The organism is Hungatella sp. L36 (assembly GCF_014288035.1).
In genome coordinates this window covers 532,765-546,091 of record NZ_JACOPC010000003.1, presented here as the reverse complement: position 1 = coordinate 546,091, position 13,327 = coordinate 532,765, and the positions used below count along the sequence as shown (strand labels likewise).

At 46.9% G+C, this 13,327-nt stretch carries 10 protein-coding genes and 1 pseudogene; 3 read left to right on the top strand and 8 right to left on the bottom strand.

Going from position 1 to position 13,327, the window contains the following annotated elements:
- Window positions 1–48: 48 nt before the first annotated feature.
- Entirely contained in the window at window positions 49–516 is a 468-nt protein-coding gene (locus tag H8S80_RS11330; RefSeq protein ID WP_002602110.1) for a hypothetical protein, read from the top strand.
- A gap of 35 nt (window positions 517–551) precedes the next feature.
- Here H8S80_RS11330 and H8S80_RS11325 read toward each other — a convergent pair.
- A pseudogene (locus H8S80_RS11325) lies at window positions 552–770 on the bottom strand (helix-turn-helix transcriptional regulator); the annotation flags it as partial.
- A gap of 120 nt (window positions 771–890) precedes the next feature.
- On the opposite strand from H8S80_RS11325, the gene H8S80_RS11320 reads away from it, so the two are divergent.
- Window positions 891–2,558, top strand: coding sequence for a S8 family peptidase (locus tag H8S80_RS11320; protein ID WP_117633377.1), 1,668 nt, complete (start codon window positions 891–893; stop codon window positions 2,556–2,558).
- 43 nt (window positions 2,559–2,601) lie between these two features.
- On the opposite strand, the gene H8S80_RS11315 is transcribed toward H8S80_RS11320, so the two are convergent.
- From H8S80_RS11315 to H8S80_RS11285, 7 genes are all read right to left on the bottom strand, one after another.
- Window positions 2,602–4,077, bottom strand: coding sequence for a sulfatase (locus H8S80_RS11315; RefSeq protein WP_025530301.1), 1,476 nt, complete (start codon window positions 4,075–4,077; stop codon window positions 2,602–2,604).
- Window positions 4,078–4,091: 14 nt separating this feature from the next.
- Window positions 4,092–5,438 carry a sulfatase family protein gene (locus H8S80_RS11310; protein ID WP_117633378.1) on the bottom strand — a complete coding sequence of 449 codons (1,347 nt, stop codon included), beginning with the start codon at window positions 5,436–5,438 and terminating at the stop codon, window positions 4,092–4,094.
- Window positions 5,439–5,458: 20 nt separating this feature from the next.
- Window positions 5,459–6,322, bottom strand: coding sequence for a carbohydrate ABC transporter permease (locus H8S80_RS11305; RefSeq protein WP_117633379.1), 864 nt, complete (start codon window positions 6,320–6,322; stop codon window positions 5,459–5,461).
- Between the two features lie 11 nt (window positions 6,323–6,333).
- On the bottom strand, window positions 6,334–7,230 hold the full coding sequence (locus H8S80_RS11300) for a carbohydrate ABC transporter permease (RefSeq protein ID WP_117633380.1): 897 nt from the start codon (window positions 7,228–7,230) through the stop codon (window positions 6,334–6,336).
- Between the two features lie 117 nt (window positions 7,231–7,347).
- Complete coding sequence (locus tag H8S80_RS11295; protein WP_002602103.1) at window positions 7,348–8,652, bottom strand: ABC transporter substrate-binding protein; 1,305 nt, start codon at window positions 8,650–8,652, stop codon at window positions 7,348–7,350.
- Window positions 8,653–8,910: 258 nt separating this feature from the next.
- Window positions 8,911–10,437, bottom strand: a complete 1,527-nt coding sequence (locus H8S80_RS11290) for a helix-turn-helix domain-containing protein (protein ID WP_117633381.1) — start codon at window positions 10,435–10,437, stop codon at window positions 8,911–8,913.
- Entirely contained in the window at window positions 10,434–12,230 is a 1,797-nt protein-coding gene (locus H8S80_RS11285) for a sensor histidine kinase (protein ID WP_117633382.1), read from the bottom strand. Before H8S80_RS11285 ends, H8S80_RS11290 begins: the two co-directional genes overlap by 4 nt.
- Window positions 12,231–12,387: 157 nt before the next feature.
- Here H8S80_RS11285 and H8S80_RS11280 point away from each other — a divergent pair, with 157 nt between their 5' ends.
- Entirely contained in the window at window positions 12,388–13,302 is a 915-nt protein-coding gene (locus H8S80_RS11280; protein ID WP_002602100.1) for a YitT family protein, read from the top strand.
- Window positions 13,303–13,327: the final 25 nt, after the last annotated feature.

The window sequence follows — 13,327 nt, the reverse complement described above, 5'->3', positions numbered from 1 at the left end:
ATTCTCATATTACAGACAAACGGGAAAACCAGGAAAGGGGGATTTACCATGAAGCGCACCGCACTCTTTACAATACTTATCATATTCTGTCTCTCAATAACCGCCTGTGCCACTGATCCGAATCATTTAATCGATGCTCAGACCAGCATCTTCCATTCACTGAATGTCACACATACGGACCGCTCCATCGTCGTAAAAGCTGACGCCTACTTAAACATTACCGACGCCGATTTTTTAATAATTGATGTCTCTGAGGAAGATACTGTTTCTCTCACCTACACACTGACCAGAAATAAAGGGGACATTACACTCTCTTACCGCACACCGGATGACAGCACGGTTCTCCTTGCGGATACGGAAGACAAGACGTACGGGGAGGAGACAATCACTTTACAGCCGGGGACCACCACATTTTTCCTTGCGGGCACGGACGCTGCCTTTCAATTGTCCTTCTCGGTCAAGGATATCGATATCTCAAAGGTTAAGTCCATCAATGACACTGCTCCCGAATTGTAGGGAGAGGACGGAAGAAAAGAGGAGAAAGCACCATTTTATGGGTTCTTTCTCCTCTTTTCTTTTGACATCGAATGTCCCAGCTGCTTTTTATAGACGCTGTAGAGATAATGCCAGTCGGAATATCCCACCAGCTCTGCAATCTCATAGATTTTCATGTCCGTGTTCATATACAGGCTTCTGGCCTTCTCCACCCGGAGCCTGGTGACATAGTCGATAAAATTGACGCCCATGACCTCCTTGAATATCCGGCTGAAATAATTCCCGGACTTTCCGCCTCAGCACCCTATCATCAAAATCCCGTGCATTCAATCAAATCTCCGGGAATATAAGTTAATAACAGGTACAAATAACCGTGTAAAGAGCGAGGTGATTCCATGCATAAAGCATTAGATGAAGGTTATATTGATTTGATGATTGAAAACAATCTGGCGGAAAATCTCAAACATGATTACGATATCACGAGAATCAATGACAGATATTCCATTTTACATTCACCGCAGGAAACGCTTGATATGTGTTACCTGGGAGCAAAGCCCTACCATGTATTCCCGACCATTTATTCTTTATGCTCTGAGATTTCACTGGAAAGCTCCGGGGTCTCTCCGATTCAGAGCAACCCCAATTTCGACCTTTTCGGACAGGGGGTGCTAATAGGCTTCATAGACACAGGCATCCATTATCAGCACCCGGCCTTTTTAAATCCTGACGGTTCATCGAGAATCCTGTCCATCTGGGATCAGACAATCGAGAACGGCGGAATCCGTTCCGATATCCCGTTTGGGTCCGAGTATGATAATGATATGATCAATCTGGCCCTGACGGATCCCAATCCCCTCTCCCTTGTTCCCAGCACCGACGAGATCGGTCACGGCACCATGCTGGCCGGAATTGCTGCCGGCAGTTTGGATGAATCACAGAATTTCCGAGGGGCTGCCCCTAAGACGGAACTCGTTGTCGTGAAGCTGGCCCAGGCAAAAGCTTTTAACCGCGCCGTCTTTCGCATTCCGGACAACGTCATCTGTTATCCGGAATCAAATATCCTGATTGGTATCGAATATATTAAAAAGGTTGCCAATCAGCTTAAGCGCCCGGTAGTCCTCTGTGTGGGACTGGGATCCAGCCAGGGGAGCCATGAAGGGCACAGCGCACTAACCTCCTATCTGGATAACTTATCGGTCATTCCCCGAACAAGTGTCTGCGTGGCCGCCGGCAACGAAGGAAATAAGCGTAGGCATTACAACGGGGTTATTTTTAATGAAGAATCTTATAAGGAAATCGAACTCAGAGTAGGGGAACTTGACAGACAGTTTTCCATGGAGATATGGCAGAATTCACCTGGAAGGCTTGATGTTAAGATTCTGTCGCCGAATGGTGAACAGACCGCGGTTGTCCCTCCGCAATTAAGGAGCTGCATTGAGCATAATTTTATATTCAGCAATTCCACCGTTTACATCAATAATATTATCGTCGAAGAGGAGTCCGGTGAACAGCTGATCTTACTCCGATTTTCAAATGCAATGAGCGGTATTTGGAAAATACAGGTTTTTAATACCACGAATATAACTTCCCATTTCAATGCGTGGCTGCCATCCGGAAACATCATTACCAACAATACATTTTTCCTGGACTCCGATCCCTATACCACCATTACCTCACCCGGTAATTCCAACAATTCAGTTACGGTAACCGCGTACAATCAGCTGAATAACGGCATGTTAATCGCTTCCAGCAGAGGTTTTTCTGCCAACGGAACCATCAATCCTGACATTGCAGCTCCCGGATTCATGCTGAAAGGTCCAAACCTAAAGGACGGCTATGGCAGTGCCACCGGCACAGGCGCCGCAGCCGCCCACACCGCCGGTATTATGGCCCTGATCCTGGAATGGAACGTCTTAAAAGGCCATTATACGACCATTTCCGGCAGGGATATTAACCGGCTGCTCATCCGCGGGGCAGTCAGAGATGCCAGTATGGACTATCCCAATCGCACCTGGGGTTACGGAAGACTTGACCTTATGGGGATGTTTCGAAGTCTGGTTTAAGACAGCCATCTGCCCGTCTGCGCCTGGCAGCCGGTTCCTCCCCTCAGGCAAAACCGAATCTTAAATACAGCTCCTCCGGAGCATCGTTAAGCCTCATAAGCCGGTACATGGTCCGCCCCATTTCGCCCGTTATCTCTTCCGATACAATCGGATGCTCCTGCCCCGGATCATTCTGTAAGTCAAACAGATAGTCCCCCTCCTCCATACACCGGACTGCCGGATCTGCATCAATCTGCATAACGGGACAATTTTTCGTAAAGGAAAAGGCCTCGTGGCGTTCCATCGACTCCAACTCTTTCGTCGTAAAGAACGTCATCATATGGGTTGGCATTAACGTATACTCATGAAGGGGAGCTTCCAGATTTCGAGGCGCCCTCATATACACGTATCTTCCATCCGTACAGCACAGATGGGCCCCGAATATTCCGAACAGCCCGCACGTCCGGCTGCCTTTGTCCTCCTTTATGATCCGGGAAATGTCCTGCCCCTGCATATCTGCGGCAGGATCGATACCGAAAAACTGCAGAATCGTAACCGGCAGATCTATGGTTTGCACAAGCGCCGCTCTGCTCGTTCCGGCGGATTCTGGGAATCTTGGATCCCAGATAAACAGCGGCGTATGGACAATCTCATCGTAGCAGAGCATATAATTTTTGGCCCAATACCCGTGTTCTCCCAGCATATATCCATGATCCGTATTGACGATAACCATCGTATCTTCCCACAGATTCTTTTCGTCCATGTAATCCAGCAGACGGCCTAACTGCTCATCACACATTGTTAAGTCGGCGAAATAGGAGTACTTAATCTCGTCTGCTTCCTCTGCGGATTCCTTTACCGGCGCGTAATCCGGCCACTCATACTTTTTACCTTTTGTTTTCCCGGGATACATAGCCTTAAACTCCCCGCTCGCCATAAAAGGCTCATGGGGGGAAAATGACTCTATCTGTAAAAAGAAGGAATCCTTTCCCTCATTTTCTCTCAGGAATTCAAGGCCCTGGTCAAAGGTCTTCACCAATGGGTACTGGTCTTTTCCGGTCACTCTTGTCCGGTTCGCCAGGTTCTGCCTGTACAGTCCGCTGCGCAGCCCTTCTGTAAATGCGGCAAAATTCGGGTCCGCGTCCTCTGCGCCTCCAACCACGGGAGCCCAGGGATCTCCCTCCTGTCCCCGTATATTTTCCCATGTCGTATATTGAGTGTGATACGTTGCGCCTCCGCATTCCCAATAATGGCCGTGATCGCTGACCAGATGGCTATGGATCCCATGCCCCCGCAGGATTCCCGGCATGGAATCGTCAAAAGGCTCCATAGGCCCCCAGGACCGGTGCAAAAAATTATACCGGCCCGTGTGCAGCTCTCTCCTTGCAGGAATACAGGGCAGACTTCCGGCGTAGCTGTTCTCAAACCGCACGGTTTTCTGTGCCAGTCTGAGAAAATTCGGAGTGATTGTCTCCTGACAGCCATACGGCTCAAGAAATCTGCGGTTTAAGGAATCAAACATTACCATGATTGCTTTCATCTCAGTTCCTCCTTTCAGCCCTCTCGAAAAGGACGAATCTCCGGTCTCTTCTCCCCAGCCCGTTCCATACAAAGCAGGAGCTTCTCACGCAGCACCCTTCTTACCGGTTCACAGGCAGGGTCTCCCGCCAGGTTGCAGCATTCCGCCGGATCGTGCTCTAAATCAAACAGGTACTGTTCATAATAGACGTCCGCCCCCGGGCAGCTCCAGCCATCCGCATCCGCAGCGACTGCGTATTTCCACTGACCGGTCCGGATTGCTCTGCCGACCTCGCTTTCACTGATCTGTATAAACACACAGTCATACCAGCCTTTTGAGGTCCCATCGGCAAGGGATTTCAGCGAATTTCCCTGAAAATCCTCCGGTTTCTTTATACCTGCGCAGTCAAGCAGCGTCACCGGCAAATCAATAAGACTGACCAGCTCCGTGATGGTTCTGCCGCCTTGAAACGGTCCGCCCACAGCAAGCATCGGAATATGGATGCTTGCCTCATGACAGGAGCGCTTATACTCGCTGTTCCTCGTGCAGAAATGGCAGCCATGGTCTGATGTGTAAAACAGGATCGTATTCTCCCACAATCCCCTCGCCTTCAGTGTATCGACAAGCCGCCCGACATTTTCATCCAGGCTGTGACACTGGCCTAAATAGTCCGGGTAATGTTCCTTCCAGTCCCCCTTATCCGCAGGAATGTCAGCCGGCAGCTCATAGCCGGTAAACTTCTCTCGCGCGCCATCCGGCGCCTCAAACCGGCCGTGATCGTTCTGATGGTGAGGCTCGATTTGAGAAATAAACAGAAAAAATGGTTTCTTCCCATCATACTGGTGGAGGTAATGAATCGCATAATTATTAATGGAATCCGCGCGGTAACCGATAAACTCACATTTTTTCCCTTCTCGGTCAAACACATATCCATCGTATCCATGGGAGGTCGCCTCCAGAACATCGGCCGCCATCCAATAATCCCGATACCCGCCCCTGCGTTCCGGAGGAATCGCCCGGGTCTCGTAGTTTTCCTCATCGAATGGCGCCGTATAGCTGCTTCTGTTTGAGGCCAGATGCCATTTACCCACGTAAGCCGTCTCATAACCGGATTCGTGGAAATAATCGGCCAGCGTTTTTATATCCTGCGGCAATGCCAGCGCATTTCTATGGCAGTTTACCTGTGTCGCATATTTACCGCTCTGCAGGCAGGAACGCGCAGGACCGCAAACCGGCTGGCAGGTAAAGGCATTTTCAAATTTCACGCCCTCCTTTGCCAGTCTGTCGAGATTGGGGGAAACCAAAAGCGGCTGTCCATAACACCCCAGCGTATCCCAGCGCTGCTGATCCGAAAAATATACAATAATATTGGGTCTTTTCATCCCTGTACTCCTCTCTGCTGCTACTTAATTCCAGTCGAAACAACTCCCTGTACAAAATACTTCTGTGCACACAGGAATAACAGAATCATCGGAAGCGAGATTAACGTTGCCGCCGCCATCATGGGGCCCCAGCGCACCGTGCTCTCATCCCGGAACATGGTAAGCGCCAGCTGTACGGTTCTCATATTGACTGAATTTGTCATGACCAAAGGCCATAAGTAATCGTTCCAGACTGACGATCCCTTTAACAGCGCCAGGGTTGCAAGAATAACCTTTGAATTGGGAAGGTAGATATAGAAATACGTTTTCCATTTACCGGCCCCGTCAAGCATGGCGGCTTCATCGAGGGATCTGGGAAAATTCTCGTAAAACTGCTTCGACAGGAAGACGCCGAAGGACCCCGATACCAATGGAATAATCACGCCGGGAAACGTATTCATTAATCCCGAACCGCCAAATCCCAGAATATCATTTCCACCGATCAGCGGAAATCTCGCCATAATCAGGAACGTAGGCAGCATCGTTACCTGCGGCGGCATCATGAGGCCGACCAGCAGCAGTGTAAACAGTACCTTCGATCCTTTAAAATGCAGCCGGGCAAACGCATACCCAGCGACGGAATTAAACAACAGCGAGAATACAATGCTGACCAGGGTGATGACCAGGGAATTTCTAAAATAGATCAGCCAGCTTCCGGTGGACATCGCCGCCTTATAATTATCAAGATTCATCGACTCCGGCAGGAAATGAAATACCGCCGAGTTAATCTCCCCTGTTGTTTTAAATGAAGTTAAAATCATTACAAGAATCGGAAGCAGGATAATCCAAGAAACCACTGCCATACAGACTATCCAGATCATATGTAACCTTTTTTTCCTTTTCATCTTCGCTCCTCCTATGAAACATCCACATCCTGACCTTTATTGCCAAACTTAAATACCATCATGGTAACGATTAAAGAAAACACCAGGAGCAGAACCGCCATGGCACTCGCATATCCCATTTTAAACTCCAGAAAACCTCTCCTGTATATTTGATGGACGATCGTCGTTGTTCTGTTTAAAGGCCCGCCGTTCGTCATGATATTTACCTGTTCAAACACTGCAAAGCTGTTTACGATTCCTGTTACGAGCAGGAAAAAGGTCGTAGGATACAGCATCGGCCACGTAATGTAGAGAAACTTATGGAAAACGCCTGCGCCATCGAGCTCTGCTGCCTCATATAGGGATTGGGGAATGCCGGTAAGCCCTCCCAGGAAGATGACCATGGAATATCCGCAGTTCTTCCAGATTCCAATCATAATTATGCAGAGCATTGCCTGATTCGGATTAATGAGCCACTGCTGGGCCGGTATGCCGATAAGCTTTAAAAAGCTGTTGAGAAGGCCGAAGTTGGGATTATACAGCCACAGCCATACCATGGATACGCACACCATGGACATGATATTAGGCATGTAAAGAGCTGTCCGGAAAAAAGGAACTGCCCTGGATTCCCGATAAAGCAGTACCGCCAGCAAGAGCCCCAATACCAGCTGAATGGTCAGCGTTACAACCGTATACAGCAGTGTATTTCCAACCGATGCGAGAAACTCCGAATCATGAAACAGCTTACTATAATTCTTCAAACCTAAAAAAGCGGGAATCTGGTACATATTGAAATCGGTCAGGCTGTAAAACAGTACCATGCCGATCGGAACCAGAATGAAAATAGTAAAAATCAGATAAGCGGGCAATATCATGATATACGCCTCTTTATCGCTGCGTGTGTTTTTTCTTACTTTTTTTCCAGCCATCTTTCCTCTCTCCTCATTTCTTCCTGATAAAAGGTCCGGTCATCCGGACACCTGACTTGCTGCCTGCGGGAATAAGTAATGCGGCCTATTCTTATCAAACAGACCGCATTGCCGCAGTTATTGATTATCAATTTCCTCCTGCACCTTTTCCGCAGCTGCATTAAGCGCATCCTGAGGCGATAATTGTCCATAGAATACCTGTTCCATGGCATCGTCCACATAAGTAAATACACTGTTAAAGTACGGAACCTTGGGCGATCCTTTACCAATTTCTATTGCTTCCATAATCATCGGTCCATTTACCGGATTCTTTTTCAGATACGCCTCTTCCAAAGAGGACCTTACGGGAGCCGTCTTTGCCGTATCCATCCAGATCTGCATCGACTCCTTGCTGCTCATGTACTCAATTAATTTCCAGGCAGCCTCTTTATTCTTGGAGTTCGCATTCATAAACATAAAATGCATCCCGCAGAAGGTACCGCTGTTTGCCTTGGAAAACATGGGAACGAGCTTGATCTTTCCTTCCAGATCTCCTGTGTTGATATTATTAAACTCATTTTCAGAAATAACCGTCATGGCCGCCGTTCCATTGTAGAAAGGATTCTGATCCTTCTGCGTGTTATTCCAGTCCACCAGACCGGCATCCTTTAACTGCTTCATGAAATCCATCGCCTCGACTGCTTCCGGTTTGTTAAACAGGATTTCATTGCTCGCTTCATCCACAAGATTATTCAGGCCGTTCTGAACAATAAATATTTCCAGGTATTGATTGATATTTCTTCCGCTGGTGGGAATTCCATAGCCGCACTGGATTACATTGCCGGAGGAATCCTTTACCATAAGTTTTTTATGGGCCTCCAACAGCTCATCCCAGTTGGAAGGCGGTGAATCCGGATCGAGCCCGGCCTTTTCAAATAACTCTGTATTGATCGCAAACATTCGTGCATCCGGCGTGTACGGGACACCGTAAAGCTTTCCGCCGATACTTCCGGCTTCTTTTACGCTGTCATACATATCTTCCATGCCCTCCCAGCCTTCGGCATACGAGTCGAGGCACTCATACTGCCCCATGGGTACTCTCGCACCGATCGATGCCAGGGAGTAGTGAATGACGTCCGGTGCCGTGCCGGAAGCAAATCCGGTGTTCAGTTTTGTCTCAAAATCATCTCCCCAGGGAGCTTCCTGATACTCTACCGTATAATTCGGATACTTCGCTTCAAACCCTTCTATCATCTGAGTAAAGGCATCCTTCTTATAATCTTCGGTTCCTGCCCTGAGAAAGACCAGCTTTACATTTTCATCACTGGTATCCTTCCCTGCATCGGAAACCAGGTCTTCATTACCGCCTCCACAGGCGGCCAAAGACAACACCATACAGCTGACTGCTGCTGCGCTTAAGATAACTTTCCAATTTCTTCTCATAACTTCCCTCTCCTTTTGTTTATGGTTGTTGTACTCCAGGAACTTGATAACTATATTATACTGATTTTGCGCTATTTTTCTATGTACTATGTATATCCGTTTCTGTCCTATGTTTGTCTTTTTGTATCTTTTTTACTATTTTCTATCTTGTTTTCGCAGTATCTCTTACATATTTTAAATATATTTTGATCTTTTTGTAATTTATTTGGCACTTTTATACAGTTTATACTTTGTTGTTTTTTGAAATAAAAAGACGCATCAGTTTTCATTGCTGATGCGTCTGAATTCGATCGGTGTCATACCGGCATACTTTTTAAATACCTTACTAAAGTAGGCCGAATCCGGGATCCCGATCTGACAGCAGATATCCTGAATATTATGGTTACTGTTCTTTAAAAGAATTTTCGCTTTTTCCATTCGAAGCTCTAACAGATAGGTATTAATATTCCTGCCAGTCTCTTTTTTGAAGAGATGGGAGATATAGCTGCGGTTCATATGAACATGGTTTGCAAGCTCATCGAGTGTAATGGAGTCTGCATACCGTTCTTCCATATACTGCATGATCAGAAATACAGCCTCACTGTATTTCTTCTGTTTGCCGATCAATACCCGGAGGATTTCTTCCGCCTGCGTCAAAACCTTTGTTTCAAGCTGGCCAATATCGGTGCAGTGTGTCACTTCAATGATCTTATCGATCGAAAACACTCTTCTGTCCGCATCCTCCAGATGACTCCAGTACAGATTCAGTAAGGTATTTAGAAACAGCCTTCTGATGCAGGATACATCCGGCTCCGTTTTCCCCGCATAATCGAATATCGCTTCCATTTCCTCGACTATGCTGCTCCAGGCCCGGCTGTTGATCAGAAGCTCCAGTTTTTCAAACTTCGCTTCCAGTCCAGCCTCTATATGACTGATCCGGTTCTTCATCGTTTCATAATTCAGTCCGCCCATGTGCCTGTAAAACAGCTGATAGGTCAGAACCTCCTGTGAATGCTGATATAATGCCTCCAGTTCTTCCACCGTTTTACCGGTGTCTGAGCTGCTGACATACATATTGCTGCCGCCGAAGGAGGCGATCGTCTCATATATTTTTTCCGTAAGCTTCTGAGGGTTGTCATGATTCATTTCCGTAAGTACAAGGATCTCCCGCTCATTCTTTGGCAGCCAGTAGATCACCCTCTTCTCCTCCTGAAAGGCAAATGGCAGAATCTCCTTAAGCTGTTCCTGATTCGATATCCGATCGGTATCGCGGAAGATGATCACTGCATACCTCCCTTTTATCTCACAGCAGGTATTCCAGACCTGTTTTAAGATATCCCTGGAAATATAGTCCGGTTCTTTAAAGCACTGCAGCAGAACCTTTTCCATCTCCCGGGCGGGAGATGATTGTTTGGTCTCCGCCGCCCCCTGATTCCTGATCCGTTCCTTCGCGGTCTGCAGGCAGGCTTCCAGTTCATCCTTCGTAATCTCAGACTTTAAGAGAAACTCACTCACCCCCAGCTTCAGGCAGTCCCTTGCATAAGAAAAGTCATCATACGCGCTCAGGACAACCGTATAAGGCAGGACATGATTCTGATTCAGCTTCTTCAGCAGCTCCATCCCGTCCATGATCGGCATACGTATATCGGTAAACAGCACATCGACCTGATGGTTCAGGCAGCAATTCAGTACCTGCATTCCATTGATACAGGCTTCGATCACATGATGCTCCGGCGACAGCGCTTCGATATTCTTTTTCATCCATTTTAAGATGATCTCTTCGTCATCTGCAATTACGATATTCAACTGTTTGCCCCCTCCATATTAATGACAGGTATCTTCATCCGGAAGGTAACGCCGCCCGATGAATTCACCTCTACACTCAGTCCATATTGATTGCCGAAATTCCGTAAAATTCTCATTTGAATATTGGAAAGCCCGATTCCGTTCAGCTGATCTCTGGCCTTCACGGTCTGCTGATTATGTATGCTGTTATTTATCTTTTCCAGGTCTACCCCCACACCGTCGTCTTCCACCTCGATTACGACATTTTCCTTTATCCGGTATGCGCATATGACGATATGGCCCATGCCGTCTTTCATGTTAAAGCCGTGAGAGATGCTGTTTTCGACCAACGGCTGGATGACGTTCTTCAGAATCCCCAATTCCACTACGTCTTCCGCCGCGAGTATTTTCCATTGAAATTTATCGCGATAGCGGAGCTTCATTAATTCCAGATAATCCTCCGCCATGGCCAGTTCTTCCTTGATCGGAATGATCTTCTGGGAATTCACAAAGGATTTTCTCAGCAATTTAGAAAAGGCAAGCAGTGCTCTGTCTGCCTCATTATATTCCTCCATCTGAATCATAAACCGGATGGTCACCAGCGTATTATAAAAGAAATGCGGATTAATCTGTGCCTGCAAAGCCTGGATCTCCAGGGCATGCTTTTCTTCCTCTTCTATCTCCAGCTGCTTCATCAGATTTTCAATGTGATCCAGCATATAATTAAAATTGTGACAGATTTCATGAAACTCTATTTCATAGTCATCCTGGATTCTTGTCTTTAAGTCCCCATTCGTCACCTCCAGGATGTTTTTATTTAATTTCTCCATTCTCCGGGAGATAAAACTGCAGTTATAAAAGACTATGACGATGAGCACAAGAAACATCGCGGTTCCCAGGACGAGGAACAGGATTACATAAAAGGAAGTCCAGCCATGGCGGTATGGTTCATAGGAAATCAGCTTCCAGCCCAAACCATCAATACTGGCAAACCGTATATGGCTGTATTGGTTCATCACATTTCCCAGAAAAAAGCCCTTCGTATAATTTGCTATCTGACTATAGTACGAATTGTCCTCCACCTCATATCCATACATTCTGGGATCGGAAGAAAATATTATTTTTCTGTACTGATCGATGACGATGGTATTCTCATCGGAATCCTCCTCGCCCAGTATGACGTTCCCCCAGATGTCCTGGGATATGGCCACTATCATAATGCCGACATCTCTTCCGCTGTTTAAATTCCGCAGTTTCTGAACCGCAAACAGCTTGTCCTCCTGAAACAGCTTCTGCAGGACAGGGCTCCTGTACTTTGGAAGGAAATAGATGGAATCATCCTTTTCCATCGCCTCCTGATACCAGCTTTCCTCGTCCAGCATATCCAGTGTGACTGCATCCTGCATCAAGTTTAAAGAGGACTGATAAAAATTCATATCATTTTTACAGAGCAGCATCACCTGATACTGCCTGTCCGGAAATAATTCCGTCAGCTCCAGCATTTTACTCTGTATGCTGTCCTGTGCACTGATATATTCATAGCCCGTCAGCCTGTTCCTCTTCGAGATCAGACGGTTAATCTCAGGATCCAGATACATGCCTACCGATATTTTTATGATCTCTGTATTCCTGTTCGCAATATTGCTGCATTTTTCTTCCAGAAGGTCCAGCTTGCTGTAGTTCAGTTTGTAATTGCCGTCTTCAAATATATAGCTCATTAAAATACAGAATAAGATGAACAGCGGAAAAACAACGATCAAGTCTAAAAAAATGACCTTTTTTCTTATACTGTCAAAGTGCAGTAATTGTTTCATAATTTTTAGACCCCTTCTTCCGAAATATATGATATGATAGAAACAGAAAAAATACGAATCCCCTTCTGTGTCCCTGTGTAAAACAATATAATTATACAGGATTTCATGGGGAAATGGTAGTATGTGTTAAGTCTTTGCCGGAAAAAGGAGGGTCCCAATGGCAGAAAAACAGGATGTTTCCGATTTATACAAAAAGAATGCGGAAAAGGCAGAAAAGGATAAGCGGCTCCGCGACGCTGTCTCCATCTTTTTTATCCTTTTCGGAAGTGTCATCGTAGCGGTGAATTTAAACACCTTCGTCGAACAGGGGAAGCTGGTCCCGGGCGGTTTCTCCGGACTCGCCAAGCTGATTCAGAGGGTGGGGCTGGCCTTTTTTGACGTGAAGATCTCCTTCACCTTCTTAAACGTGGTTTTCAACGCCATCCCGGCTGTATTTGCCTACCGCATTGTCGGGAAAAAGTTTACGATTCTGTCCTGTGTGAGCCTCCTGACCGTGTCGATCCTGGTCGACCAGCTGCCTGTCATCCCCATCACCGGAGACCTTCTTCTCATCTCCGTATTCGGCGGAATCATCAACGGCCTGGGCATGAGCCTCATCCTGAACAACCGGGCCAGCGGAGGCGGAACGGATTTTATCGCCATGTCCCTCTCCACCAAATATAAGATATCCACCTTCAACTATATGCTGCTGTTCAGCGCTGTTATCATCCTCATTTCCGGAGCCATCTTCGGCATGGATATCGCACTGTACTCCATCATCTACCAGTTCTGCAACACGCAGGTGATCAACACGCTTTATAAGAAATACAAGAAAAAGACGCTGCTCATCGTCACAGACAATCCGGCCGCCGTGTCTGCGGATTTGATGGAGCTGACCAACCACAGCAGCACCATCTTAAAGGGCTTCGGTTCCTACTCGGCCAACAAAAAGTATCTTCTCTACACCGTCCTCTCCGACGGCGACGTGAAAAAGATGAAGAAACGCATCCGTGAGCAGTACCCCGATACCTTTGTCAATGTCATAAACTCCAGCGACGTTGTGGGAAATTTCTACATACAGCCGCTGGAATAGAGAACAAAACAGTTGACAATGCATT